At 58.7% G+C, this 24,126-nt stretch carries 24 protein-coding genes; 13 read left to right on the forward strand and 11 right to left on the reverse strand.

Translation table 11 applies throughout. The features are described from left to right. Positions 1-121 precede the first annotated feature (121 nt). The 4 genes from ftsH (at position 122) to ACIPR4_RS03380 (ending at position 4,061) form a co-directional block, all read left to right on the forward strand. Positions 122-2,041 (forward strand): ATP-dependent zinc metalloprotease FtsH, encoded by a 1,920-nt coding sequence (ftsH, locus tag ACIPR4_RS03365; RefSeq protein WP_013567243.1) that lies wholly within the window; start codon positions 122-124, stop codon positions 2,039-2,041. A 100-nt stretch (positions 2,042-2,141) separates the two neighbouring features. Then, positions 2,142-2,651: an LPS assembly lipoprotein LptE gene (gene lptE, locus ACIPR4_RS03370; RefSeq protein ID WP_013567244.1), complete on the forward strand. Its 510-nt coding sequence runs from the start codon at positions 2,142-2,144 to the stop codon at positions 2,649-2,651. Positions 2,652-2,692: 41 nt separating this feature from the next. Beyond that, positions 2,693-3,484, forward strand: a complete 792-nt coding sequence (locus ACIPR4_RS03375; RefSeq protein WP_013567245.1) for a dienelactone hydrolase family protein — start codon at positions 2,693-2,695, stop codon at positions 3,482-3,484. Between the two features lie 226 nt (positions 3,485-3,710). Further along, positions 3,711-4,061 (forward strand): helix-turn-helix domain-containing protein, encoded by a 351-nt coding sequence (locus tag ACIPR4_RS03380; RefSeq protein ID WP_013567246.1) that lies wholly within the window; start codon positions 3,711-3,713, stop codon positions 4,059-4,061. A gap of 238 nt (positions 4,062-4,299) precedes the next feature. On the opposite strand, the gene ACIPR4_RS03385 is transcribed toward ACIPR4_RS03380, so the two are convergent. The 5 genes from ACIPR4_RS03385 to ACIPR4_RS03405 form a co-directional block, all read right to left on the reverse strand. Then, positions 4,300-6,231, reverse strand: a complete 1,932-nt coding sequence (locus ACIPR4_RS03385; protein ID WP_013567247.1) for a CocE/NonD family hydrolase — start codon at positions 6,229-6,231, stop codon at positions 4,300-4,302. A 118-nt stretch (positions 6,232-6,349) separates the two neighbouring features. Beyond that, on the reverse strand, positions 6,350-7,624 hold the full coding sequence (locus ACIPR4_RS03390; protein WP_013567248.1) for a GGDEF domain-containing protein: 1,275 nt from the start codon (positions 7,622-7,624) through the stop codon (positions 6,350-6,352). 119 nt (positions 7,625-7,743) lie between these two features. Next, positions 7,744-8,916, reverse strand: coding sequence for a DNA polymerase III subunit delta (holA, locus tag ACIPR4_RS03395; protein WP_144312298.1), 1,173 nt, complete (start codon positions 8,914-8,916; stop codon positions 7,744-7,746). A gap of 135 nt (positions 8,917-9,051) precedes the next feature. Next, positions 9,052-9,696, reverse strand: a complete 645-nt coding sequence (locus tag ACIPR4_RS03400; protein ID WP_041585901.1) for an FtsX-like permease family protein — start codon at positions 9,694-9,696, stop codon at positions 9,052-9,054. Between the two features lie 15 nt (positions 9,697-9,711). Continuing rightward, entirely contained in the window at positions 9,712-10,041 is a 330-nt protein-coding gene (locus tag ACIPR4_RS03405; protein ID WP_013567250.1) for a PadR family transcriptional regulator, read from the reverse strand. 117 nt (positions 10,042-10,158) lie between these two features. Here ACIPR4_RS03405 and ACIPR4_RS03410 point away from each other — a divergent pair, with 117 nt between their 5' ends. Then, positions 10,159-10,854, forward strand: a complete 696-nt coding sequence (locus ACIPR4_RS03410; RefSeq protein ID WP_013567251.1) for a hypothetical protein — start codon at positions 10,159-10,161, stop codon at positions 10,852-10,854. 5 nt (positions 10,855-10,859) lie between these two features. Here the strand turns inward: ACIPR4_RS03410 and ACIPR4_RS03415 are convergent, their stop codons facing one another. Continuing rightward, positions 10,860-11,408 carry a CGNR zinc finger domain-containing protein gene (locus tag ACIPR4_RS03415; RefSeq protein ID WP_013567252.1) on the reverse strand — a complete coding sequence of 183 codons (549 nt, stop codon included), beginning with the start codon at positions 11,406-11,408 and terminating at the stop codon, positions 10,860-10,862. Between the two features lie 90 nt (positions 11,409-11,498). On the opposite strand from ACIPR4_RS03415, the gene ACIPR4_RS03420 reads away from it, so the two are divergent. Then, positions 11,499-12,452, forward strand: coding sequence for an alpha/beta fold hydrolase (locus tag ACIPR4_RS03420; protein WP_013567253.1), 954 nt, complete (start codon positions 11,499-11,501; stop codon positions 12,450-12,452). Here the strand turns inward: ACIPR4_RS03420 and ACIPR4_RS03425 are convergent. Together ACIPR4_RS03425 and fabG are read right to left on the reverse strand one after the other, a co-directional pair. Continuing rightward, positions 12,436-12,921 carry a GNAT family N-acetyltransferase gene (locus ACIPR4_RS03425; protein WP_013567254.1) on the reverse strand — a complete coding sequence of 162 codons (486 nt, stop codon included), beginning with the start codon at positions 12,919-12,921 and terminating at the stop codon, positions 12,436-12,438. The genes ACIPR4_RS03420 and ACIPR4_RS03425 overlap by 17 nt on opposite strands. A 178-nt stretch (positions 12,922-13,099) precedes the next feature. Then, entirely contained in the window at positions 13,100-13,846 is a 747-nt protein-coding gene (gene fabG, locus ACIPR4_RS03430; protein WP_013567255.1) for a 3-oxoacyl-[acyl-carrier-protein] reductase, read from the reverse strand. Between the two features lie 114 nt (positions 13,847-13,960). Between fabG and ACIPR4_RS21405 the strand changes: the two genes are divergently transcribed. The 4 genes from ACIPR4_RS21405 to ACIPR4_RS03450 all read left to right on the forward strand — a co-directional run bounded on the left by ACIPR4_RS21405 (position 13,961) and on the right by ACIPR4_RS03450 (position 18,885). Next, entirely contained in the window at positions 13,961-15,751 is a 1,791-nt protein-coding gene (locus ACIPR4_RS21405) for an FAD-dependent thymidylate synthase (RefSeq protein ID WP_144312301.1), read from the forward strand. 103 nt (positions 15,752-15,854) lie between these two features. After that, positions 15,855-16,937 carry a recombinase RecA gene (gene recA / locus ACIPR4_RS03440; protein WP_013567257.1) on the forward strand — a complete coding sequence of 361 codons (1,083 nt, stop codon included), beginning with the start codon at positions 15,855-15,857 and terminating at the stop codon, positions 16,935-16,937. Positions 16,938-17,135: 198 nt separating this feature from the next. Next, positions 17,136-17,549 carry a BlaI/MecI/CopY family transcriptional regulator gene (locus ACIPR4_RS03445; protein ID WP_013567258.1) on the forward strand — a complete coding sequence of 138 codons (414 nt, stop codon included), beginning with the start codon at positions 17,136-17,138 and terminating at the stop codon, positions 17,547-17,549. After that, on the forward strand, positions 17,542-18,885 hold the full coding sequence (locus tag ACIPR4_RS03450) for a TonB family protein (RefSeq protein ID WP_013567259.1): 1,344 nt from the start codon (positions 17,542-17,544) through the stop codon (positions 18,883-18,885). The genes ACIPR4_RS03445 and ACIPR4_RS03450 overlap by 8 nt, the downstream gene beginning before the upstream one ends. A gap of 73 nt (positions 18,886-18,958) precedes the next feature. On the opposite strand, the gene ACIPR4_RS03455 is transcribed toward ACIPR4_RS03450, so the two are convergent. From ACIPR4_RS03455 to ACIPR4_RS03465, 3 genes are read right to left on the reverse strand one after another with little or no spacing between them, the layout of a single operon-like run. Next, positions 18,959-19,639 (reverse strand): Spy/CpxP family protein refolding chaperone, encoded by a 681-nt coding sequence (locus ACIPR4_RS03455; protein ID WP_013567260.1) that lies wholly within the window; start codon positions 19,637-19,639, stop codon positions 18,959-18,961. A 2-nt stretch (positions 19,640-19,641) separates the two neighbouring features. Continuing rightward, positions 19,642-20,130, reverse strand: a complete 489-nt coding sequence (locus tag ACIPR4_RS03460) for a hypothetical protein (RefSeq protein ID WP_013567261.1) — start codon at positions 20,128-20,130, stop codon at positions 19,642-19,644. Beyond that, entirely contained in the window at positions 20,127-20,738 is a 612-nt protein-coding gene (locus ACIPR4_RS03465; protein ID WP_013567262.1) for an RNA polymerase sigma factor, read from the reverse strand. The genes ACIPR4_RS03460 and ACIPR4_RS03465 overlap by 4 nt, the downstream gene beginning before the upstream one ends. A gap of 127 nt (positions 20,739-20,865) precedes the next feature. Between ACIPR4_RS03465 and ACIPR4_RS03470 the strand changes: the two genes are divergently transcribed. The 3 genes from ACIPR4_RS03470 to ACIPR4_RS03480 all read left to right on the forward strand — a co-directional run bounded on the left by ACIPR4_RS03470 (position 20,866) and on the right by ACIPR4_RS03480 (position 23,959). Continuing rightward, the gene (locus ACIPR4_RS03470) at positions 20,866-21,753 is read left to right on the forward strand and encodes an intradiol ring-cleavage dioxygenase (protein WP_049780765.1); all 888 of its coding nucleotides are present in this window, start codon (positions 20,866-20,868) and stop codon (positions 21,751-21,753) included. Positions 21,754-21,855: 102 nt separating this feature from the next. Further along, on the forward strand, positions 21,856-22,398 hold the full coding sequence (gene coaD, locus ACIPR4_RS03475) for a pantetheine-phosphate adenylyltransferase (RefSeq protein ID WP_013567264.1): 543 nt from the start codon (positions 21,856-21,858) through the stop codon (positions 22,396-22,398). 160 nt (positions 22,399-22,558) lie between these two features. Beyond that, on the forward strand, positions 22,559-23,959 hold the full coding sequence (locus ACIPR4_RS03480) for a cytochrome P450 (RefSeq protein ID WP_013567265.1): 1,401 nt from the start codon (positions 22,559-22,561) through the stop codon (positions 23,957-23,959). Positions 23,960-24,126 lie beyond the last annotated feature (167 nt).

The following is a 24,126-nucleotide window of genomic DNA, read 5'->3' on the forward strand; positions in this document are numbered from 1 at the left end:
TTTAGAGCGAGTCGAGTTCGTCGCATCTTTGGCGCCTGACCTTCGTCTAATGGACTAGCCCGCAGTACGGGGTGTGGCGTGCGCGGATGTGGCTGCCTGGGAATGAATCGAGGGAATCGGATTGAATTCGACCGTCAAGACAATATTGATGTGGGTTTGCATGATCACCTGCCTGGTCTTTGTATTCCAGTTTGTGGTGAAGGGCAGTAACACGGGACACGATAGCGCGATCAGCCTGTCTAACCTGATGGACGACGCCGACAAGGGTAAAGTTGCCGAAATTACGGTCAATGGAACTGAAGTTACGGGTAAATACCGTGACAGCAAGGAACAGTTCCATACGACAATTCCGGCCAACTATCCTGACATGTACAAGGTGCTGCGCGAAAAAGGCGTGAACATTACCGTCAAGGACCAGAACAACAACGCCTGGTTCGCCATTCTTCTGCAGATCGCACCGTTCGCCCTCATTCTGGGCATCATGATCTTCTTCCTCCGCCAGATGCAGTCGGGCGGAAACAAGGCCATGAGCTTCGGCAAATCGCGCGCACGTCTGCTCAGCCTGCAGCAGAAGAAGGTGACGTTCAAGGACGTCGCCGGCGTGGATGAAGCCAAGGAAGAACTGAAAGAGATCATCGAGTTTCTGCGCGAGAGCGCGAAGTTCCAGCGTCTCGGCGGCCGCATCCCCAAGGGTGTGCTGCTCGTCGGACCTCCGGGAACGGGTAAGACACTGCTGGCTCGCGCGGTTGCGGGCGAAGCAAATGTCCCGTTCTTCTCGATCTCCGGTTCGGACTTCGTGGAAATGTTTGTCGGCGTGGGCGCTTCGCGCGTACGCGATCTGTTCGAACAGGGTAAGAAGAACGCTCCCTGCATCATCTTCATCGACGAAATCGACGCTGTTGGACGGCACCGCGGTGCTGGCCTGGGCGGCGGGCACGATGAGCGCGAGCAGACGCTCAACCAGCTTCTCGTCGAGATGGACGGATTCGAGTCCAACGACGGCGTCATTCTCGTAGCCGCCACCAACCGTCCCGACGTTCTGGATCCAGCTCTTCTTCGTCCGGGCCGCTTTGATCGTCGCGTGATGGTAGGGCGTCCTGATGTGCGCGGCCGTGAAGAGGTTCTTCGCGTACACGCCAAGAAGGTTCCGCTCTCGGAAGACGTCAATCTGAACGTTCTGGCTCGTGGAACCCCAGGGTTCTCCGGCGCCGACCTTGCCAACATGGTGAACGAAGCTGCCCTGGCTGCCGCCCGCTATAACCGTAAGTCTGTCCACATGTACGACTTCGAAGTAGCCAAGGACAAGGTCCTGATGGGTGCTGAGCGGAAGAGCATGTTGCTGACCGACGAAGAGAAGAAGGTCACCGCGTATCACGAGGCCGGACACGCTCTGGTGGCCGCGATTCGCGACCACGCCGATCCTCTCCATAAGGTGACGATCATCCCGCGCGGCATGGCGCTTGGCGTTACGATGCAGCTTCCGGAAGACGATCGCCACACTGTGACCAAGGACTATCTCGAAACGCAGCTTGCCATCCTGATGGGCGGACGCTGCGCAGAAGAGATCTTCCTGAAGAAGATCACCACGGGTGCTGGCAATGACATCGAGCGTGCAACCGAACTCTCACGTCGCATGGTGTGCGAGTACGGTATGAGCGACCTTGGACCTCTGACCTTCGGCAAGAAGGAAGGCGGAGAGATTTTCCTGGGCCGCGAGATCACGCAGCATCGCGACTTCTCGGACGATACCGCCAAGCAGATCGACTTTGCCGTCCGCAACTTCGTAGACCTCGGTTACAAGTCGGCGTACAGCATCCTGGATACGCATCAGGACGCGATGCACCGTATGGCCGTGGCCCTGCTGGAGCGCGAGACGATCGACGCAGCCGAGATCAAGATGATCATCAACGGAGACGAGCTTCCTCCGATGAAGTCGGCCCTGGCACACGCCGAGCCGAATACCGCCGATACCCAGAAGGTACTGAAGCCCGAGGGTGGACGTGCTCCTGGCTTTGGCGAAGGTCGTCCCTCTCCCGCCTAGTTTTTCCTTGTTCCAAAGGGTGCAGCTTCGGCTGCGCCCTTTTTCTTTTGCGGTACGCTCCGGGTGAGGCGTTCGCAGGCGACAATGGGGAGGTATGAGAATGCGTTCACTGCTGGGGCTCGGATTGGTTCTGCTGACGGGCTGCGGATATCACACGGCAGGATCGGCGACACATATTCCCGCCGGCATCTCGGTATTGGCGATACCGACCTTCAAGAACAGAACCCATGCGTATCACACGGAAGTGGCTTTCACCTCCGCGGTGATTCACGAGATGAATACGCGCACGAAGTATCGGATCATCAACAGCGCGACCGCACCGAGCGACGCGACGCTGGAGGGTACGATCCTGACGGAGTCCGTTGCGCCTCTGACGTACGACTCCTCCAGTGGAGCGACCTCCAGCTACCTGATTACGCTGACGGCGAAGGTCGTGCTGACGTCCTCCACAGGGCGTGTGCTTTACCAGAACTCGAAGTTTTCCTTTCGGCAGCAGTACCAGTCGACGCAGGATCTTTCGGCCTTTGTGCAGGAAGATACTCCGGCAGTGGACCGGATGGCGCGAGACTTTGCGCAAACGCTGGTTTCAGACATACTGGAATCGCTCTAAATACCACCAAAGATTCGCACCACGGATTAAGGAGCTTTGCCATGCGCCGTTTTTTGATTGGACTCTTCTTCGTTGCCGCTACCCTGCAAGCGCAGACCCACGACCACGGAGGCATGTTGGGGACGCAGATGAACTCAACCAACACAAAGGGCATGGTGGTGAGCTTCAAGAGTGGCGGCGAGACGGTGCAGGCCGAGATGTTTGTGGCTATGGGTAAGCAGCGGGCGGCCACGCCGGTGTTGCTGCTGATTCCGGAGTGGTGGGGCCTGAACGATTGGGTGCGTGAGCAGGCACGGACCTTCGCTGCTGCTGGCTACACTGCGATTGCGGTGGATCTGTATCGCGGTCAGGTCGCTACGGACGCGGAGACGGCGCATGAACTGATGCGCGGCCTGCCCCACGACCGCGCTCTGCGCGATCTGGATGGCGCCTTGGAGTTTGTCCACAAGACGGTAGGCGCTGGCGCTAAGGTCGGGGTCGTGGGCTGGTGCATGGGCGGCGGATACGCCATCGATTTCGCCGTGGCGCAGCCAAACCTGCAGGCCGTCGTTGTGAACTACGGAGCGCTTCCCACGGACAAGACGACCCTTGCCAAGATTCAGGCACCCGTTCTGGGGAACTTCGGCGCTCTGGATAAGGGCATCACGCCCGCGATGGTGGACGAGTTCACCGCTTCGATGAAAGAGCTGCACAAGGACGTCGATGTGAAGGAGTACCCGGACACAGGGCACGCCTTCCAGAACGAAGACAACAAGACCGGGTACAACGCTGCCGATGCGATGGATGCGAGGCGTCGGACGATGTTGTTTTTGAACAGCCAGTTGAAGCGATAGGCCCCGAACCAGCGCGTGTAACCCCAGCGGTGGGGGTATCTGTACCCCCGACCCCATTCTGACCCTGAGTCTGCTTCGGCACGAATCCGGAGAGGTACGGCAAACTCTGCATCTGCGTAGTTTGTGCTTGCCTCCGGGTTTGGCCCCCGTTACTTTGTGGTCAATGGCTGACATGCACATCATGACTCCGGCGGTGCCGGCAACACTCTCTTCGGAGCCCGTGTCGATGAATATCGGTGGGACGATCCGCGGTTTTCGTCTGCAAAAAGGCATGTCGCAGGGCGATATTGAGAAGCGCACCGGCCTCTTGCGTTGCTACCTCTCCCGCGTTGAGAACGGCCACACGGTGCCCTCGCTGGAGACGCTGAAAAAGATTGCCTCGGCGCTGGACCTACCCTTGTCGCAGTTTTTTGCCGAAGAGGGCGTGGTACGGGATATGTCCCAGCAGCTCAGCTTGTCCGAGGATGAGATCAAGTTCCTGACGCAGGTGCAGCGGTACTCGTCGAATCTGTCCGATGGCGACCGGAAGTTGCTGCTGGCGATGGTGCGGAAGTTTGCGCAGACGGCTACGAATTAGGTTTCAGGTTTCTCCCAAAGCAGAAGGCCCGGACGGTTTGTCCGGGCCTTCTGCTTTTTGTTCTTCTTTGTCATCCCGTAGCGGAGGAGAGGGATCTGATTTTACTCAGAAACAGATCCCTCTCCTCCGCTACGGGATGACAAAAGGAAAAGGCTTCCTTAGAAATCCGGTTTGTGCGCTCTGCGCGACCCCACCCTTTGCGCGATGAAGCTGCGCAAAGAATGGGGCACAAAAGCGACTACGGGAGAACGAGGAGTTCTACGCCGCTGGGGGCCGAGGCGGAGTGGAAGATTGTCTGGGTGGCCTTCACGAACTGCTCCGGTTTGGCGTGCGGGATGTCCGTGAAGGTCTGCGGGTTGCGGTCGGTCAGGGGGAACCAGCTGCTTTGGACCTGCACCATGATGCGGTGGCCACGGCGGAAGGTGTGATGGATATCCGGCATGTTGAAGTTGATCTCGGTCACTTCGCCGGGTTTGAGGGTCGTGGGATGCTCCCAGCTCGTGCGGAACTTGGCGCGGAAGGGTTCGCCGCGGAGAAGCTGCTGGTAGTTGCCCATCAGGACCGGCGGAGCGGAGACGATGCGTTTGCCCATGGCTGGGTCAATCGGAGGGCTGGGGTAGTCGGCAGGGTAGACGTCGATCAGCTTCACGACGAAGTCCGCATCGGTTCCGGTGGAGGCGATGCGGAGCTTCGGCGAGATCGGCCCGGCTACGGTGAGGTCTTCGGTCAGCGGTTCGGTCTGGTAGACGAGGACATCGGGGCGCGTCGCGGCAAAGCGCTGGTCGTCTGCCATGTAGCGCTGGGGAACGGTATCCGTGACGTAACCGACGAACGGGACGGGATGGGCCGGATCGGCGACGTACTCATCCTTGCTTTCCTTCGCGGTCGGGGCGTCGAAAGAGAGTTTGCCGTTGGCGTGGAAGTAGACCATCTTCTTCGTCGCAGGCTTGGGCGGCCAGGCGTCGTAGCTGCGCCAGGCGTTGGTGCCGGTCTCGAAGACATAGGCTTTGGGAAGCGGCTTCGATTCCTTGTCCTTGAGGTAATGCTCAAAGAACGGGAACTGGATGTGTTTGCGGAAGTATTCTCCCGTTTTGGCGTTGAACTGCACATCGCCGAGATGGTCTCCGTCGGTGCGCGCCCAGCCGCCGTGCGTCCACGGACCGATGACGACGGTGTTGGTGGCTCCGGGGTTCAGTTCATCGATCGCGTGGAAGGTGACGAGCGGACCGGTGAGGTCTTCGGCGTCGAACCAGCCGCCGACGGTCATGACGGCGGCGTGGACGTTGCGCATGTGGGGCGCAAGGTTGCGTGCCTTCCAGTAGCTGTCATAGGTGTTGTGGAAGGCCTGATCGCTGAAGAGGCTCTCTTTGCTGTCTTTGACGACGAGGGAGTTCAGGTCTGCCAGGTTGCCAGCATGGAGATAGTAGTCGTAGGTATCCGGCGTGCCGAAGTCGAAGTGATTGCGTTCGGCGGATGGCAGCATGGGGTTCTTCTGCGGTGTGAAGCCGGTGTAGAAGCCGAAGTTGGCTCCAAGCATAAAAGCACCGCCGTGGTAGCTATCGTCCGCGCCAATAAAGAGGTTCGTCATCGGCGCCTGGGGACTGGCGGCCTTGATGGCGGGATGCGAATCGATGATGGAAGCGGAGGTGAAGAAGCCAGGATAGGAGATACCGGTGATGCCGACGCGTCCGTTGTTATTCTCCACATGCTTCAGAAGGAACTCGACGGTGTCGTACATATCGGAGGCGTCGTCGACGTCCTTGGGAGATTTCTTGTCGTCGATGTGCGGGCGCATCTCGGTAAAGGTGCCTTCGGACTGATAGCGCCCGCGGACATCCTGGCAGACGAAGATGTATCCGGATTCGACGAGCTCCATACTGGAGCCAGCAAAGGCGGTGGCGAACTTGTCCTCGCCGTAGGGACCGCAGGAGTAGGGCGTCCGCGTCATCAGGAAGGGATAGGGGCCTGCGTCTTTGAAGTCGCCTGACTGCGGTACGTAGACCGCCGTAAAAAGCTTGACGCCGTCGCGCATGGGAATACGGTACTCATATTTGGCATAGTGCGATGGGATGAAGTCTGCAGCGGGTGCGGCGGCCTGTGCTCGGCTATGCGGAGTGCAGAGGAGGGAGACAAAGGCAAAAAAAACGACGAGTCGCTGGAGACGGGACATGCTTCCTCCGGATGAAGTGGTTGGAGAGAAGTGTACTTGGTTGTTGCTTCCGTAACTGGAGGTATGCGACTCAACCCTGACCAGGAATTCCGTAATGGGATAGCTTGTGCCGAGAATACTAGGCGACAGCTACAGAAACACCCGAGAGAATATGGCAGCAGACACGATTTCTGCCTTCGGACTTTGCACGATAGAGGGCTTGATCGGCGCGGGCGATAAGGTCCATAGGATGATCGTTTTTATTCGGAATGACAGTGGCGACGCCACAGCTCACGGTCGTTAGAAGAGAAGCAGGCGGGCGATTCGCTACGAAGCGGGAAGACCTCCGTAAGTCGGTATCGTATGCGGGTGAGCCCGCGATCTCGACTAGGGTGCGGATTCTCTCCGCGACAATCAGGGCGTGCTCTTCATTGGTGTCATCCAGAAGCACGACAAATTCTTCTCCACCGAAGCGGGCGGCGAAGTCTGTCTCTGCGCGAAGCGCCTCCGAGACGAGGGTCGCGACGCGACGGATGACGCGGTCGCCGAAGAGATGTCCGTGGGTGTCATTCAGGATCTTGAAGTGGTCGATGTCCACCATGATGGCTGAGATGGGGCGTGGGTTCGCGATCGTATCGGCAAAGAGCTCCTGGAGGCGTAGGTCGTAGGTGTGGCGATTGTTCAGACCGGTGAGTGCATCACGGGATGCGACGCGCTGGAGATCGAGATTGGCGGCGTCGAGGAGGGCCGTTTGGGTTTCGCTGCGAAGGCGCTGCAGATACGAGATGCGCAGAGCACGAGTAAAGGTAAAGTTGCCGATAAGCGAAAGAACCGCTGCTGCGATGACCGGAGCGGTCGCGAGGACCATACCTCCTAAGCTCAGAGCGGTGAGAGAGGCGACTCCGTCTCCGTACGCGATCAGACATAGCACCGAAGTAACCAATCCGTAGCGCAGATCGACACGAAAGACGCCGTTCAGAAGAACGAAGGCCAGAAAGAAGATCGGTTCGACCGTCGCCTGGAAGAGTTGTTCGGTGCCGCGGCCAAGATAGAGCGTGGCGCAGCAAATCGTCAGGACAATACCGCCGATGGACGCCTCGCGTACGGCGCGTGTTTTGGCGTGGAGAATGGCGAATAGAAAGAGAAGAATCGAGGGAGTAACAACCAGTAAGCGGACCGAAACGGCTTCACCAAATCGTGCCGGGATAAAGATTGAGTCGCCAAAGAGAAACAGGTCGAAGATGAGGAGGGCGCACAGGCCGGTCCAGGCGACGTATTTCCGCCGTCGCCTCGCAGTAGACGCGACGTAGCTTTCCTCCAGAAGCGGGGGGAAGCGTAGGCGGCGAAAGTACGAACCTACGAAGTCCTGGATCTGTTGTTCAACCTGCGGAAGCAGCTCGGTGAAGGTAGACATTCGCTCTCAGTAAAGATGCCAAAGTGCGGGAGGGGTTTGTGTTGATTGCTTCGATTTTTCCGCGGCGATCCGTACCTATTAGTACGGCGCAAATTGGCATTCCGTTACGTGACTGAAGTTTATATTTCGAGCGCGAACTGGGAGGTTTCGACGCCATGAACATTTGCTCGCGGCTCCGTTGCCAACTCCAGCACGAGACGTTCTAAGACGAGCCGCTTGTCTGGAGGGGAATTACGCAGTTCCAGGTCGGCCCGGGCGATCAGGCGGAGAGCGCGGGAGAGTTCGCGGCGCGACTTATAGCGGCGGGCTTGGCGGATGAGGTCGTCTGCGGCAAAAGGGGGCATGCGAAACCCCTGCCAGAGGACCTGCCAGATTGCGCGGGAGTCGCGCACGTTCTTCTCCGCGATGATGAGCATCTGCCGGAAGGTGCGGGCCAGCATATACAGATGGCCGATGGCAGAGTCCTCCCCGCCGTCAGAGGCGTTCAACAGGCCGTGCAGGAGCCCCAGGGCGGCGGCGCGGTCGTGCAGGGAGATAGCATCTGTCAGCTCATAGAGCGACCGCTGCTTGGCGGCAAGGACGAGCGTTTCCACGTCACCGAGGGTAATGCGCGCCTCCGCGTGTTCGACACCAGCCTGTTCGCGCGGCGCGGAGACATAAAGGAGGAGCTTTTCCAACTCGGAGGCGACCAGCATCATGTCCGCGCCGAGGGCGTCGACGAGCTCGCGGGCGGCGTCGGGATCGCATTTGGTGTTCTGCTCATCGCAGGTGGCTGTGACCCAACGGACGGCGTCCTGCTCGTCGACGCGGGCCAACTCCACCACGCCGCAGAGGTCACCGAGGGTCTCCCGGATGCGCTCGAAGCGGTCCTTGTCCTGCATGTCCATCTTGCGGAGATCGGCGGGAAGGCGGAGGTGGTCGGCGACGAAGATCAGAAGCGCCTGCGGGTTCGGCGAACGGAAGTAGGCGTCAATGGCGGCGAACTCGTCCTTTTTGGCGCCGCGCGTGTAAAGAACCTTCAGATTGCGAAAGAAGAAGACCTGGAAGGGAGCCATGAGGGACGGCGTCTGCGCCTGGTCCAGGGCTTCGAAGATGCTGGTTTCCGCGAGATCGAGATCGTGCAGACAGAAATCGCGAAGATTATCCGGAACGAGGGTCTGGAGGACGCCGCGCCGGCAACGCTCGTAGAGAAAGAGCTCGTCGCCCGCCAGAACGTATCCGGGCCGGAGTGCGGGGGATGCGATCTCGGCGAGGAAGCGGTCAGACGAAGCGAAGCTGCGGACAGGGGGCATCTGCATTGAGGATATAGGGCTAAACGCCCGCACATGAGGATATTGCGGTGGAATGCGTGTGGATAGCCCTGTGGATAGCCGGTCCCTAACCCCGCTTCGCTGTCTGTTCGTGCCTTTGCTGTTGGTTCTTTAGGTTCACTCCGCTTTCAGCATAACGGCGGGATCGATTCTGGCCGCACGGACCACGGCGGGAATGGAGGAGAGAAGTGCTGCAATGAGAAGGATCACTGTGGGCCAGAGAAGGACGGCCAGGTCGGTCGGTTTTACGCCGAAGAGGAGCGTGGCCACATAGCGCGAAGCGCCGACACCGAGCGCAAGACCGGCCATGGCTCCGAGGAGGACCATGGCAAACGTTCGCAAGGTGACGAGGCGTGCGATGTTGAACCGTCCCGCGCCAATGGCGATGCGGATACCAAGCTCGCGTTCTCGCTGGAGAACGGAATAGTTCAGGACGCCGTAGAGCCCGATGAAGGCGAGCAAAAGCGCGACGGCGGCGAAGAAGGAAGCAAGCTGCGCGAGGAGACGTTCGCGAATCGTCTGCGCGCGAATGAGCTCTGTCTGGGTGCGGATATTGCTCACGCGAAGCTCGGGCTGCAGGCGAGAAATCTCCCTGCGGAGGGTGTCGGCAAGAGCTGTGGGATCGGCGACCGAGGTTCGGAGGACGAAGGTCGCGCCATCGTAGGCCTGGGGCACACCAGAGGGGTCGACGGAGCGCATGGGCAGATAGGCAATCGGGAGCATGGCTTCGCGCACGTCGCGATAAGCTGCGTTCTCCACCATGCAGAAGAGACATGGCTAAACCGTCCTTAGGACCTGGTTGATGGCGGAGGTGGCGGTGAGCCAGCGGGACTCTTCGACACCAAGCTGCTTCTTACCCGTGGCGGTGAGCTGGTAGATACGGGCGCGGCGGCCGGTGTCGTTCTTGATCCACTCGGCGCGGATCCATCCGGCCTCTTCCATGCGGTGGAGCGCGGGATAGAGAGAGCCCTCTTCGATCCGGAGCAGATCGTCGGAGGCTTCCTTGACTGCAGCCATGATGCCGTAGCCGTGCGTGTTCGGGCGGCGAGAGAGGATCTTGAGGACGAGGAGATCGAGGGAACCCTGTAGGGCGTCTGGCTTTTTCATACTGAGACATCTATATATAGACAGCTTTGTATGAGTCAAGAAAAATCTTTGACATGCGTTTTCTTCTGGCTGGCTTACGATGGAACTCCACTGCCTCGATTGGGTCTGGGAGGATTTATGGGTCATCCGCGAAAGATGTTGGCTGTTCTTTTGGCGTTTGTTGCCGGTTTTTTGACGATTCAGGCGCAGGATCCAATGAAAGCGTTTCCAAAGAACTATAGCGTGATCTTCGAGAACTCGGAGATCCAGGTCATCCATGTTCATTATGGCGCGCATGAAAAGATCGGTGTCCACGATCACTCCAAATCGCCGACGGTGTATGTCTATCTGAGCGACTCCGGCCCGGTCCGTTTCTCGCACGAGGGCGAGAGCGATTATGTGTTGCAGAGACCGCCGTTGAAGAAGGGCGCGTTCCGCGTGAGCCCGGGACGGATCGAGCGGCATGCGGTGGAAAATCTTGGTGACCTGAATTCGGATTTTCTGCGCGTGGAACTGAAGAGCATTCCTATCGGCGGGATGCTGCGTGCGTCTCGCGTAGGCGCTCCATCGATACCTTTGAAGGATACGAATGCGATGGAGTTTCAGAGTGCGAAGCTCGAAGTGCAACGGCTGATTTGCACGCACGCTTGTGCCCTAACGGCATCCCCTCAAGGGAGTCTTGTGATTGCCTTTTCTCCTGTGCAGATCGGTACGGACGCGAGCAAGCGAAGCGTGAAGGGCGGCGAGGTCTTCTGGCTCAACGCTGGACAGGCGGCACCCGCTACGGGCGATGCAGGGGCGCCTGTGCATCTTCTTCGTCTTGCGGTCCATTAGGGCTTTTACGCTCTTTGCTGGCGTTGGCGAAAGGCTGCGACCTTATGCCGGTTGCCGCAGGTTGCCATGCTGCACCAGCGGCGTTGGTGTGACTTGGTGCGGTCGTAGAACCAGAGGATGCAGTCGCTGCTCTCGCATCCACGGACAAGCGCGAAGTCTGCTGTCGCGAGGAACTCCGCGGCGGCTTCTGCGAGCGGGGTCAAAAGCTGTTCGGCAGTTCGTGTGGGATAGATGCGATGAAGTTTATTCTGCGTGAGTGTGAGATAGCTCGGGCTCTTCGCGAGGAAGTCGTTGAGAGCTTCAGGATGAATGCGTTTGCCCTCGGCGCGACGTTCGATGAGGGGACGGACGACTTCGCGGAGCTGGCGGGTGGCATGCAGGAGCGCGTTGGGTTTCAGATTTGTCGCGGAAGGCACGGCGAAACCGAATTGCTTCAGCCAGGCGAGAACGTCACTGTCCGATTGGAGTGTGTCGGCGGGCTGGCCATCCACAAGCGCAACGGTGTTCAGGAAGTCCAGAACGGGCTCGTCGGCCAATGCAAGAAAAGAGCTCATGAAAATATTGTAACCGTTTTTGCATCGTTGTCCGGTTACACTCTGTCTATGTAACCAGTAATGCAATTTATGCAGGTTATGGAGGGATGTATGACACGGAGAAGCTTTGTGGCGGCAGGCAGCGGTCTGGCAGCGTTGGGAGTGAGCGGAACAGCAAAGGCAGCGGTTGCAAAAAACGGTGTGCCCATAACCTCGGTGCATCGTGTGACCGCGGACGGTGTAGAGGTCTTCTATCGCGAGGCGGGACCGAAGGACGCTCCGGTCATTCTGCTTCTGCACGGATTTCCCACTTCGTCTTTCATGTATCGCGAACTCATTCCGCGGCTTGCGGACAAGTATCGTGTGATCGCTCCGGACCTTCCTGGCTTTGGCTTTACGGAGGTGCCCGAGGCGCGGGAATACAAGTACAGCTTCGACGCATTTGCAAAGACGATCGAGGCGTTTACGGATGCTCTTCAACTGAAGCGCTATGCACTGTATGTCTTCGACTACGGCGCGCCGACGGGGCTTCGCCTGGCGATGGCGCATCCGGAGCGCGTGGCGGCGATCGTCTCGCAGAACGGGAACGCCTACGAAGAAGGCTTGGGCGATGCCTGGGCGCCGATCCAACTCTATTGGCGCGAACCAACCGCAGAACATCGCGAGGCGGTGCGACAGGCGTTGTCACCTGAGGGATTGAAAGACCAATACACCTATGGCGTTCCGCATCCTGAACGGATTGCGCCGGAGGGGTACACGCTGGATGCTGCGATGATTGCGCGTCCCGGCAACATGGAGATTCAACTGGATCTGTTCCTGAACTACGCGTCGAACGTGAAGCTATATCCGCAGTTCCAGGAGTACTTCCGCAAGGCCCAGCCACCGTTGCTGGCGATCTGGGGAAAGCACGATCCGTTCTTCATCCCAGCCGGTGCAGAGGCCTACAAGCGCGATCTGCCGAAGGCTACCGTGCAGTTTCTCGACACGGGACACTTTGCCACGGAGACGCATGTGGAAGAGATTGCCTTGGCGATGCGCGGGTTTCTGGCTACGGTGAAGTGGTGAGATCGAGGCGGTAAAACTCAACATCGGGAACGGCGTTGGTGTTGAAGCGCTCCGTGGGCTGGAAGCCGAGCGAGCGATAGAGGTGACCGGCTGCGGGCATCTTCTTCGGCTCGGTGTCGAGGACGACTGCGGTGAGCCGTTGTTCCCGCGCCCAGGCGATGGCGGCTTCCGCGAGCGCACGGCCTGCTCCGGAGGCACGGTGATCGGGAAGGACGTAGAGGCGTTTCATCTCTGCGACGACGTCGCTGCCGATGGTGCGTCGTTTGACCGAGACGCAGCCGAGGGCTTCGTTCTGATCGTTCTTTGCGAGAAGGAGAGGGGCTTCAGGGTTGGTCAGGTTGCTAATGTCGCCTTCCAGGCCGGTGAGGCAGATGTCGATGCCTTCAGCCTGGAGGTGTTCTCCGTAGGCACGGAGGAGAGCCTCGGCGGTGATGCGATCTTCAGGGGTGGCGACGGGGGAGATCGTCATGCCTTATGGTCGTGGGGTTGTGGGGTGGTGTCAACCTTTGTCATCCATAACTTTCACTTTGTCATCCCGTAGCGGAGCGGAGGGATCTGCTGTTTTATCTTCCTGTCCGATCTGTTTGTGCGCTCTGCGCGACCCCATTCTTTCGCGATGAAGCCGCGAAAGAATGGGGCACGGAAAGCTATGCCATGTGCATGCCGCCGTTGATGTCGAGCGTGTGCCCGGTGATGTAGCCTGCGGCGTCCGAGGCGAGGAAGGATACGGCGTGGGCGATATCCGCGTCCCGGCCGTACCGGGCGAGTGGGATTTGCGCAAGAATGGCGGACTTTTGTTCGTCAGTGAGGACGTGTGTCATTGGACTTTCGATAAAGCCAGGCGCGATGGCATTGACCGTGATGTTGCGGGAGGCAAACTCGCGCGCAAGGGATTTGGTGAGACCGATCATCCCGGCTTTGGAGGCAGCGTAGTTCGCCTGTCCGGCAGCGCCGACTTCTCCAACGACGGAGGTGATGTTGATGATGCGTCCGGAGCGGGCCTTCATCATCGACGAAAGCACGGCCTGCGTGAGCAGGAAGGCTCCGGTGAGGTTCGTGCGCAGGACGTCTTCGAAGTCGGCGAGCTTCATGCGAAGGACGAGCCCGTCCTTAGTGATGCCCGCGTTGTTGACGAGGATATCCAGCTTGCCAAAGTGTGCGATCACGGCTTTGGCGGTGGATTTGATGGAATCTTCCGAGGAGACGTCGAGGGCGAAAGTAAGGGCGGTGCCGCCTGCGGCTTCAATTTCGGCTTTGACTTCGGTGAGTTTCGACTCGTTGCGGGCCGCCAGGGCTATTTGCACGCCGTCTGCGGCGAGTTGGAGTGCGATGGCGCGGCCAATTCCCTGTGAAGCACCGGTGATGAGGGCTGTTTTTCCTGTGAGGCTGGGCATGAAGCTCCTTACTGCTGTCGAAGGAGATTATATGAAAGCGTGGCGGCTGCTGCTGACAGAAACGGAGTCCTTCGCTGCCTGCCGGTGGCAAAGGGAAGTATTCTGGTTGGACTTATGGCGAAGAACGAAACGGAAGTCTATGCGATCCACGGGGCGGACCCGGAGGCGCTGGCGTATGCAATGGCAAAGTACTCGCGCTCGGCGTTGAGTTTGAAGGAAAGTCTGAAGGAGATCTCTTCGCAGAAGGCGGAGGAGTTTCTCAATACCTTTTACTTCCAATATGGGCATCGCTCCATTGCGGACCTGGCGCACGTGGCCTTTGCCATCGAGAAGTTAAGCCTGCTGGCGGCCATTTCTCTGGTGGATGAGCAGCGCTGGGATGGGCAGGAACGCTCGACGCGTTACCAGAATTTCCGCAAGAGCGGATGGTTTACGCCGACGTTTGAACCAGCGGATGAGGCTGTGTTTACCGATGCTGTGTCCTCCCTCTTCGAGGCGTATGAGGGTGTAGGCGCGGGGATGCTGGAAGAGTTGAAGGTGCATACCGCTCAGCCTGATGGGATGGATGAAGCGGCGTATACGCGGACGCTGAAGGCGCGGGCCTTCGATATGGCGCGCTACCTGTTGCCGTTGGCGACGAACACCAGTTTGGGACAGATTACGAATGCACGGACGCTGGAAGGACAGATCTCTCGTCTGCTGGGAAGCGAGTTCACAGAGATCCGCGCGCTGGGCGTGCGCCTGAAAGAGGCCGCGAGCGGCGGAGCATGGGATGTATCGCACGCTGCGGCGGCTGGCCTGATTGAAGAGATCGCCGCAGCGGATGCGGCGTTGGGTGAGCGGGCGAAAGAGGCTTGGCTGCGCGAGGTAAAGGTCTCTCCCACGCTGGTGAAGTACACGGCGGCGAGCGAGTTTGCGAAGAAGAGCGCTCAGGAGCTGACGCAGGCTGTCTCCGAACTGATGCGCGGCGCTGCGATTGTGCAGACGCCTGCCGTGGACCTGGTGGAGACGCCGGTGGGCGAGCGGTTTTCGCTGGAGATCGACCTGGCGACGTCGTTGCTTTATTCGCACTGTCACTATGGGTATCGGCAGTTGAGAGCGGCGGTCACAGCGCTCTCTTCTGCGGCGATTGAGGAGCTGATTGCGTTGGGAACGCGGCATCGCGGACGGCACGATGAATTGCCGCGTGCGTTCAGTGCCGCGCAGGGCTTTCGCTTCGATGTGCTGATGGATGTAGGCGGATTTCGGGATATGCACCGCCATCGCAGGTGCACGCAGTTACTGCAGCCCTATACAGACGTGCATGGGTACGAGATGCCGGACTTTCCGGGACAGCCTGCGGTCTCTGGATCGCGTGTTGCAACTGTATTTACAGATGCGATGGAAAAGGCCTTTGCAGCCTATCGCGCGCTTGGTGGCCATGTGGCTGGTGAGGTGAGTGGAGATGCTTCGCCCCTGCCTACGCCGGACGCTGTGGATTTGAAGCCTTTCGATCCTTCCTCGCAGCGCGCTTCGGTGGTCTCTGCCGGAACGGCCCCGGGTGGACGCGGAGGTTCGATTTTCGGATCGTCGCAACGCACGGCCCATTCGCCTGCCGCCGTGCCTGTGCCGCAGTTCGGGCAGGATGGCAGCGTGCGCATGCACTGGGGCGCTCCATTGCCAGTGAAGGCCCGTGCCGAGGCGGCGTATGTGCTACCGCTGGCGACGCGTTGCCGTGCGCTCTTTACGATGGATTACGCCGAGGCGGTGTACATCTCCGAACTTCGGAGCGCGCCTGCGGGGCATTGGAGCTATCGCCGTGTGGCGTGGGAGATGTATCAGGCTGTGGCGCGGGCGCATCCCGCTTTGGGACTTAATGTTCGGATTGAGGACGTGTACGCGCCAGTGGATCTGCTGAAGCGATAGCTTCTGGATCTGCTGAAGTATAGCTTCGCTTTTTGTTTGCTTTTCCCTTAGGTCTGCTGCTAGTATTTGGAAGATAATTGAGACGTGCAAAAGGGAGATTTACGTGGCGGATGATCGCGGCAAGGCAATAGAACTAGCCCTCGCAGGGATTGAAAAACAGTTTGGCAAGGGTTCGATCATGCGTCTGGGAGCCAAGGATGCGATTGTTCCGATTTCGGTGATTTCTACCGGCTCAATCTCCTTCGATCTGGCCCTGGGTGTGGGCGGTGTGCCCCGCGGCCGCGTGATCGAGATCTTTGGACCGGAGTCCAGCGGTAAGACGACGATTACCCTGCAGATTATCGCGGAAGCACAGCGCGCTGGCGGTCTGGCGGCGTTTGTGGATGCTGAGCATGCTTTGGATCCCGTTTACGCTCGCAAGCTGGGCGTGGATACGGATAACTTGTTGATTTCACAGCCGGATTACGGCGAGCAGGCTCTGGAGATCACCGAAGCTCTGGTGCGTTCCGGCGCCATCGACATCCTAGTAGTCGACTCGGTCGCGGCTCTGGTTCCCAAAGCGGAACTGGACGGCGAGATGGGCGATTCGCACGTCGGTCTGCATGCACGTCTGATGAGCCAGGCATTGCGAAAACTGACAGGGACGGTCTCCAAGAGCCGCACCTCCCTGATCTTCATCAACCAGATCCGCGAAAAGATCGGTGTCATGTTCGGCAGCCCCGAAACGACCACTGGTGGACGCGCTCTGAAGTTCTATTCGTCGGTCCGTATCGACATCCGTCGTATCGGCGCGGTGAAGGAGGGCGACGTCGTTGTCGGCTCCCGTACCAAGACCAAGATCGTGAAGAACAAGGTGGCTGCACCCTTCCGCGAGGCCGAGTTCGACATTCTCTACGGCGAAGGCATTTCGCGTGAAGGTGATGTTCTGGATCTGGCCGTCGTCCACAATATCGTGGACAAGAGCGGAGCCTGGTACAGCTACCAGGGCGAGCGTATCGGACAGGGTCGCGAGAACGTTCGTGGCTTCCTGAAGCTGAATCCCGATATCTTCGACCGCATGGACCAGGAACTGCGCGCCAAGCTGGGAATCGGCGCAGCTTCGATTACGGCAGCGCCGGTGCCGGAAGCTCCTGAAGATGGAGCGGAGAAGGCGGCGGAAGTCGTTCGCCGGGGTAAGTCGGCGTAAGCGAGCGAGTCAGCAGGTCAGCGAGTTAGCAAGTCAGCTCAACAAGAAAGCCCGGGATTTTCCCGGGCTTTCTTCTTTTGTACGCGCTGTTTTACAGATTTATCGAGGTTCAGGTCAAAATAAATACGAAACCTAAAGATTTAGGTTGACTTTATAAAAGCTCAGATCCTAATCTCCTATTTGTTTAGGAGACGCGCTATGGTCGGTCGGAAAAAAGGTTCCACCTCCCTTACACCTTTGGAGATGCAGATCATGCAGGTGCTTTGGCGGGACGGCCCGAGCCATGTTCAGCATGTGCAGACGAGCTTGGCTCCAGAGAACGAGTTGGCTTACAACACGGTTCAAACCATGCTGAATGTCCTGCACCGGAAGGGTAGGGTGGAGCGCTCGCTGAGCGGCCGCGCTTATGTGTATAGCACGGTGGCTTCGCGGGAGATCGTTCTTGGCCAGGCGGTAAAGGATTTTGTGGAACGCCTCTTCGGCGGATCTTCCGAGGAACTTGTGATGAGTTTGATCAAGAGTCGACAGGTCGATCCGGAACGGATTGCCGACCTGAGCCGTAAAGTCGCGAACCTGGACAGGGCAGAGGCCAAAGGAGGGAAGAATGAGTAAGGTACTCGGATTCATCCTGTCTTACATTGCCAACTCCGTTTGGGAAGTGTCAGTGATCGCAGGTGCGGGGTGGCTGGTCAACTTTCTCCTGAGGAAGCTTGGTCCCAGGTCGGCACATATCCATTGGGTTGTGACGCTGCTGCTTGCGGTCGTGGCTCCTGCGCTTCCTTTTCTGCGTTGGCTCTTTGCCCTGATCTTCATGCCGCACAGCATGGTTACACGCACTTCGGTTACTTTCGTAGCGGCTCCCATCCATGTTGAAAGCTTTCAGAGGGGACTGGAGCTGCCAGATCTCACCGCGTCGTGTTTTGTTCTCCTTTACCTCGGTGTGCTGCTCTACTTCGCCCTTCGTTTGGGCTGGACCTCGCGCAATACGCTGGCGCTTCTCCGAGAGACGTCTCCTGCGCTCCTCACTGCTGAGCAGGAGGAGATCTGGCGCCAATGCAAGCTTGCCTATGCTTTGCCCTCGGTTCAACTCCAGATCTCGGAGAAGGTATCAGGCCCGGTTACACTCGGATTTCGAAAGCCTGTGTTGCTTGTGCCGCCAAGGTTCATGGAGGGCTGTACTGCGCAGGATCTGCTCTCAGCGTTCGCTCATGAATGCGCCCACATGGAGCGTCATGATTTTGCCAAGAACCTGTTTTACGAAGTGGTCAGTCTTGTGCTGTTTTTTCATCCCGTCGTCTGGATGTTGAAGTCGCAGATTGCGCAAACGCGAGAGATGGTGTGCGATGGCATGGCCGTGGATAGGGCCATCGATTCTCACAGCTATACCCAATCCCTGCTACGGCTCGCGTCCATGGTTTACGAGCATGCGCGAGTCCCTGTCTCACACGCCGTCGGTATCTTCGACGCCAACATTCTGGAGAAGCGAGTCATGGTCATGCGTATCAAAACGCCGAAACTAAACCCTTCCGTGCAGTATGGTCTTGTTCTTTCCGCTGTGCTATTCCTGGCTTCGGTCGCCGCCGCTGGCGCGACGAGGGCGATTGCGGTCGAGCCAGAATCAGCTTTGCAGAGAGTTCCTATGCATGGGCCCGTCTATCAAGTCGGCAATGGCGTCAGCGCACCTGTGCTTCGCTTCCAGGCCGATCCCGAATATCCGAAAGCTGCTCAAGAGGGCAACGGAAAGTTGCGAAGCGGAATGTGTTTCATCAGTTTGGTCGTGGACGCGAAGGGCATGCCAACGGATGTTCACGTTGCCAAATCGTTGAACCCTGATTTTGATGCGAATGCCATCAAGGCTGTCCAGCAGTGGCGTTTTTCTCCAGCACGACGTTCGGGGAAGCCGGTAGCCGTTGCGCTCAACGTTGAGGTGAACTTCCAGAAGTTTTAAACATTCCTATTTCAAGAAAACAGAGAGGCCCGGGAGTTATCCCGGGCCTCTCTTGTGGGTGAGTCTTTATTCGTTAGAGCGCAGGAGAGGATACTGGCGACTCTCCGCGAGGGCCGGGGCCATTTTCTCCACGGGGTCCGCCGGGACCACCCTGGCCACCGTTCGGTCCGCCTTTGAAGCCGCGTACACCCATGCCGCCGCGCATATGATGCTCGGCCTGCAGTTTGGTCCACTGGTCGGCGGTGAGGACGCCACGGATGCTGAGGAGCATCTTGGCATTCGCCTTTTCCATATCGGCGCGTAGGTCTGCCACCTTGTTGATCTGTGCCAGCGCTTTGCCCTGATCGATGGGGTTGGTGCTGAGGAGAGGCTCGAGTTTGAGCTGCTCTTCTTCAATCGAGGCATGCAGATGGATGAGCTGGATGCGGCTCTGCATAAAGGTATCTTCGATGCGCTTCTGCTGGTCCGGGGAGAGACCGATGCGGGCGGTGAGCTCAGGGTTCTTCCACCAGATGCCGAGGGGAAGAATGCCGTCGCGACCACGCATGCCGCCTTCCATGCCATGCTCCATGCCGCCGGGACCGCGTTTATCGCCACGCATGGTCATGGCGCCGGGACCGTGGGGACCTTTGCCGTTCGGCGCTCCACCGGGGAGGGTCTGTGCGCCGTCGGAGGGTGGAGGAGGTGTTGCGTCCTGCGAAAAGGCAGGAACAGACAAGAGCAAAGAGGCTGCAAGGAGAAGCTTGGGGCTCATGGTTAGTCTTCCTTTTGGTTTTCTGTTGTAGAGGTCGTGGAGGTGAGCGGGAGGAGCGGGACCGGGACCGAAGTATTCAGATCACTCTGGATCGTGCTGAGCAGGGCTTCGTCCGAGATCTGGGGTGTCGCCTGCGTCGGCGTCACGGCTACCGGGGCCACGTTGCGATGATGCAGAGCGACGGGTGCGCCGATGGCGAAGGCAAAAGCGGCAGTGGCCATCGCAATACGAGGCATGGTGAACAAAGTACGGCGTGCGCGCGGCAGGCGCAGAGTGCGCGGTCCTCCGATCCGATCGAGATCGCGAAGGTTTTCCGTGGCCAGCGCCGTGGTGGCGAGGCGAAGATCACCAAAGCCCGTGCGCAGGCTGGAGAGTTCGCCGGAGCATGCGGCACAGGTCGCAAGATGCGCGGTCGCGGAGGCGCTGGGGACGCCGAAGAGGGCGATGTCGAAGTCTTCGCTGGAGAGATGCTGGCTGTTGAGAGGGTTCATTTTTTTCCTCGCTTTCGAGAAGCGGGCAGGTTGTTTGTGCGGAGGGAGTCGAGCGCGCGGTAGAGGTGGCTCTTGACGGTGGCGAGCGGAAGGTCCGTGGCGGTGGCGATCTCCGAAAGTTCGAGCTCGTCCACGTAGCGCAGAAGGAAAATGGTGCGTTGCCGCGCGGAGAGTAGCTGAACGTTCGACCAGACTTCGGCGAGGCGTTCCTTCGCGATCATGACATTCTCTGTGGACTGCGCGGGATGCCGCAGTTGCGTTGCGAGATCGTCCGCGCTGACGGCTTCCACCGCGACGCGTTTCCAGAAACGGAAGGTCTCCGTTCGTGTGTGATCGCGGAGAAGGTTGATGGCGATCCGCGTGAGCCAGGTCGCGATGGAGCACTCTCCACGGAAGGAGTCGCGGGCTTTCCATGCCTTCAGGAACGTGTCCTGCGTGATCGTGTGGGCCAGATCGCGGTCCCGCAGAGAGAGCAGGAGGAAGCGGAAGATGCGCTGTTCATACAACGCGTGAACATTGGCGATGTCCTCGAAGGGAGACACGACCGTGTGATCGCTGGACGGCGTCATGTCTGTTGCGAGAGCGGGTTGAATGGCCTGATCGAGCATGTTGTCTTCATAGTGAACAGACGCTCCTTTCAGGAAGAAGCCTACGTCTTTCCGCCGAAATTTTCAGAATGCACTGTTTTGACCGGGTGAAGCAACGTATGTTTCCGCTCGTGAGAAAAGCTCGTCTATGGAGATGAAAGAAAGGCAGGACAGGATGATGGTCGGAAAGATCTGGAGTCGCAGGCGGATGCTCGCTGTGGGAGCCGCGGGCGCGGGGTGGGGATGGATGCGGGGAACATCGTTGTTCGCTCAGGAGAAGGCCGCCTGCACATTGTCTCCGGAGCTGGAGGTCGGGCCTTATTACGTCAACTATGAGTTGATGCGCAAAGACATTCGCGAAGATCGCGCGGGCGTGCCGCTACATTTGAAGATTGTGTTGATGAACTCAAAGACCTGCCTGCCCTTGAAAGATGCGGCGGTGGATGTGTGGCACTGCGATGCCATGGGGATCTATTCCGGCTATACGAAGAACAACCCGGACTCGATGGGTGGCCCCGGTGGGATGCTGCCACCGCCTCCTCCAAAGGGTGCAGCGGGCGGCCCGCATTATGGGCCTCCGGGTATGAAGCAGACGGATCAGGAGACGTTTCTACGCGGCGTGCAGATCACCGGGAAGGACGGATCGGCGGAGTTCCTGACGATCTATCCCGGCTGGTATGTTTCGCGCGATATCCATGTTCACCTGGAGGTACATATGGGAGGGAAGGCCGGAGAGAAGAAGTACGCAGGCGGGCATGTCTGCCACATCGGACAGATCGCGTTTCCGGATGACCTGAGCGATGCCGTGGCAAAATTGGAGCCTTACGCGCAGCACAAAAAAGAACGGACGCGGCTTGAGGACGATCACGTCTTTCATGACGATCTTGCGAATGTGATGCTGCGTTTGCAGCAGATCGATTCTTCTTCGATGACGAAGGGATTTACGGGGGAGATTACGTTCTGGGTGGATCCCGACGCGATGCCGAAGCAGGAGGGGCCGGGTTCCGGTGGAATGCCGGAGCAGTGGGTGGATTAGTGGTTGCTGCGATGACAAAAGTTTTTTGCGGCGCAACGAAGTTCCGTTACGGGATGGTTTGGTTGGCTTGAGAGGTAGAGGCGGCTTATCCTGCTGGTACGCATGAAAACTGTAAAAGCGATTTATCCCGGGACGTTTGATCCACCGACGAATGGGCACTTGGACCTGATTGAGCGCGGTGCCAAGATTGTGGATCACCTTGTGGTGGCGATCCTGCGGAACTCGAGCAAGGCCGAGCCGCTGTTTACGACGGCGGAACGCGCGGCGATGCTGACCGAGTGTGTGAAGCCTTTCGGGAATGTCTCCGTGGCGACGTTCGATGGTCTGCTGGTGGACTTCGCGAAGCAGGAGGGCGCTCGGGCTTTGCTGCGCGGCATTCGCGCCATTTCGGATTACGAGTACGAGTTCCAGATGGCGATGATGAATCGCAAGCTCGCGCCGGAGCTGGAAACGATCTTCATGATGCCCGCGGAGAAGTACACGTATGTGTCTTCACGGTTGATCAAGGGTGTTTATCGGCTTGGCGGCGATGTGGCGGAGTTGATTCCGCCGTTGGTGCTGGAACGGTTGAAACATAAGCGTGGCGCGGTGGCGCCTGAGGGGACTGGGGTGGATCTCGTAGAAGGAAGTCCGGGGGACGATTAGGACCGAGTTTTGAATAACCGAACCGCTCCTGAATATTTCCTCATCCCGGATTCAACGGGGCGTTAGCATCCCACCCGCACATCGCAAAAGCGCGATGTACGGGGCACCCGGGGTTTTAGCTTTCCTCAAGGCTCCTTAGGAATAGTCTTGAAGAGCCCCCATGACAACTCCGCCTCCGATTCCCGACGTAACGGTTTCCACCGATGAGGCTGTGGCATTTCCAGGATTGAAGCGGGGGCTTTTTTTTTATCTCTTCAAGCCGTGGGTGAAGCTGGGACATCCGATTCTGCTCTTCGAGCACTTGCAACAGACGTTTGGAAACGTGGCGCAGTACCGCTTTCTGGGAACGCCCATTGTCTACCTGAACGATCCGGAGTATATCCGCGAAGTGCTGATCAACCAGGCTTCTGCGTTTGTAAAAGAGCGCACCGTCAAGCGGATGAAAGTTCTGCTGGGCGAAGGTCTGATTACCTCGGACGATCCGATTCACATCCGCTCACGGCGCATTGCAGCGCCGGCGTTTCATCGGCAACGGATCGCGGCTTATGGAGATCAGATCGTTGCCATCGCTGCGAGTCAACGGGATCGGTGGCATGAAGGGCAGGTGCTGGATATCGGTGCGGCGTCGATGGAATTGTCGCTGGAGATCGTGGCAAGGACGCTTTTCGACACTGAGGTGACGACGGAGATCCGCTCGATCAACGATGAAGTGAACACAATCATGGGTCTCTACAACTTTATCGTGGCGTTTCCGCAGTTGGAGAAGTTCGTCAATTTCCCGATTCCGGGAGTGATCAAGTTTCGGCGATCGAAGGCGCGGTTGGATGCGGTGGTGGGGCGACTGATTCGAGAGCATCGCGAAGCGTCGCTGCGAGGAGAAGAGGATAAGGGCGACCTGCTCTCGATGCTGCTTTCGTCGCGAGACGAGGAAGGCGACCACTCTGGTCTTTCGGATGAACAGGTGCGCGACGAAGTTCTGACGATCTTTCTGGCTGGATACGAGACCGTAGCGAATGCTCTGACGTGGACTTGGTATCTGCTGAGTCAGAACCCCGAGGTCGAGGCGCGCCTGCACGCCGAACTGGATGAAGTTCTGGGAGGGCGACTGCCCGTGTTGGCGGACTATGCTGCCTTGAAGTACACGGAGATGGTCTTTGCCGAGTCGATGCGTCTCTATCCCCCGGCCTGGGCGATGGGGAGGATGGCCACGCGGCCTGTGCGCGTGGGGCCGTATGAGATTCCCGAGGGCGCGCATGTGTTCTTCAGCCAGTACATGATGCATCGCGATCCACGATGGTATCCGGAGCCGCTGAAGTTCGATCCTGAGCGGTTTTCCGCCGAAAACAAGGCAGGGCGTCCGAAGTTTGCCTATTTCCCGTTTGGTGGCGGGGGAAGGCAGTGTATCGGCGAGGGGTTTGCGTGGATGGAGGGCGTTTTTTCCATTGCGACGGTGGCGCAGCGATGGCGCTTTGAGTTTCTGGGGACACGTGAGCCTGAGGTTCAGGCGAAGATTACGCTGCGGCCTGAGGGGGCAGTGCGGATGCGGGTGGTGGGTCGGTGACTTTGGTTTTGTTTTCGGGAAGGATGCGCTTTACGCATAACCCATGTCCCAGGCGGGACATGGGGCACCCGGATTTCGGGGTTCCCGCTCTTTTTGTCATCCCGTAGCGAAAGCGTAGGGATCTGCTTTCCCCCGGACAGATCCGGTTTGTGCGCTCTGCGCGCACC

The organism is Terriglobus saanensis SP1PR4, assembly GCF_000179915.2.
Lineage (GTDB): Bacteria > Acidobacteriota > Terriglobia > Terriglobales > Acidobacteriaceae > Terriglobus > Terriglobus saanensis.

What these genes read in the sequence shown, in the direction of transcription:
- ACIPR4_RS03450 (WP_013567259.1), top strand. Translation starts at nt 17,542, where the DNA reads ATGAGTAAGGTACTCGGATTCATCCTGTCTTACATTGCCAACTCCGTT.
- ACIPR4_RS03400 (WP_041585901.1), bottom strand. Translation starts at nt 9,696, where the DNA reads ATGGTGGAGAACGCAGCTTATCGCGACGTGCGCGAAGCCATGCTCCCG.
- ACIPR4_RS03480 (WP_013567265.1), top strand. Translation starts at nt 22,559, where the DNA reads ATGACAACTCCGCCTCCGATTCCCGACGTAACGGTTTCCACCGATGAG.
- ACIPR4_RS03470 (WP_049780765.1), top strand. Translation starts at nt 20,866, where the DNA reads ATGGAGATGAAAGAAAGGCAGGACAGGATGATGGTCGGAAAGATCTGG.
- ACIPR4_RS03405 (WP_013567250.1), bottom strand. Translation starts at nt 10,041, where the DNA reads ATGAAAAAGCCAGACGCCCTACAGGGTTCCCTCGATCTCCTCGTCCTC.
- ACIPR4_RS03420 (WP_013567253.1), top strand. Translation starts at nt 11,499, where the DNA reads ATGACACGGAGAAGCTTTGTGGCGGCAGGCAGCGGTCTGGCAGCGTTG.
- ACIPR4_RS03415 (WP_013567252.1), bottom strand. Translation starts at nt 11,408, where the DNA reads ATGAGCTCTTTTCTTGCATTGGCCGACGAGCCCGTTCTGGACTTCCTG.
- ACIPR4_RS03375 (WP_013567245.1), top strand. Translation starts at nt 2,693, where the DNA reads ATGCGCCGTTTTTTGATTGGACTCTTCTTCGTTGCCGCTACCCTGCAA.
- holA (WP_144312298.1), bottom strand. Translation starts at nt 8,916, where the DNA reads ATGCCCCCTGTCCGCAGCTTCGCTTCGTCTGACCGCTTCCTCGCCGAG.
- ACIPR4_RS03455 (WP_013567260.1), bottom strand. Translation starts at nt 19,639, where the DNA reads ATGAGCCCCAAGCTTCTCCTTGCAGCCTCTTTGCTCTTGTCTGTTCCT.
- ACIPR4_RS03410 (WP_013567251.1), top strand. Translation starts at nt 10,159, where the DNA reads ATGGGTCATCCGCGAAAGATGTTGGCTGTTCTTTTGGCGTTTGTTGCC.
- ACIPR4_RS03385 (WP_013567247.1), bottom strand. Translation starts at nt 6,231, where the DNA reads ATGTCCCGTCTCCAGCGACTCGTCGTTTTTTTTGCCTTTGTCTCCCTC.
- ACIPR4_RS03465 (WP_013567262.1), bottom strand. Translation starts at nt 20,738, where the DNA reads ATGCTCGATCAGGCCATTCAACCCGCTCTCGCAACAGACATGACGCCG.
- ACIPR4_RS03425 (WP_013567254.1), bottom strand. Translation starts at nt 12,921, where the DNA reads ATGACGATCTCCCCCGTCGCCACCCCTGAAGATCGCATCACCGCCGAG.
- ACIPR4_RS03460 (WP_013567261.1), bottom strand. Translation starts at nt 20,130, where the DNA reads ATGAACCCTCTCAACAGCCAGCATCTCTCCAGCGAAGACTTCGACATC.
- coaD (WP_013567264.1), top strand. Translation starts at nt 21,856, where the DNA reads ATGAAAACTGTAAAAGCGATTTATCCCGGGACGTTTGATCCACCGACG.
- lptE (WP_013567244.1), top strand. Translation starts at nt 2,142, where the DNA reads ATGCGTTCACTGCTGGGGCTCGGATTGGTTCTGCTGACGGGCTGCGGA.
- ACIPR4_RS21405 (WP_144312301.1), top strand. Translation starts at nt 13,961, where the DNA reads ATGGCGAAGAACGAAACGGAAGTCTATGCGATCCACGGGGCGGACCCG.
- ACIPR4_RS03445 (WP_013567258.1), top strand. Translation starts at nt 17,136, where the DNA reads ATGGTCGGTCGGAAAAAAGGTTCCACCTCCCTTACACCTTTGGAGATG.
- ACIPR4_RS03380 (WP_013567246.1), top strand. Translation starts at nt 3,711, where the DNA reads ATGAATATCGGTGGGACGATCCGCGGTTTTCGTCTGCAAAAAGGCATG.
- ACIPR4_RS03390 (WP_013567248.1), bottom strand. Translation starts at nt 7,624, where the DNA reads ATGTCTACCTTCACCGAGCTGCTTCCGCAGGTTGAACAACAGATCCAG.
- fabG (WP_013567255.1), bottom strand. Translation starts at nt 13,846, where the DNA reads ATGCCCAGCCTCACAGGAAAAACAGCCCTCATCACCGGTGCTTCACAG.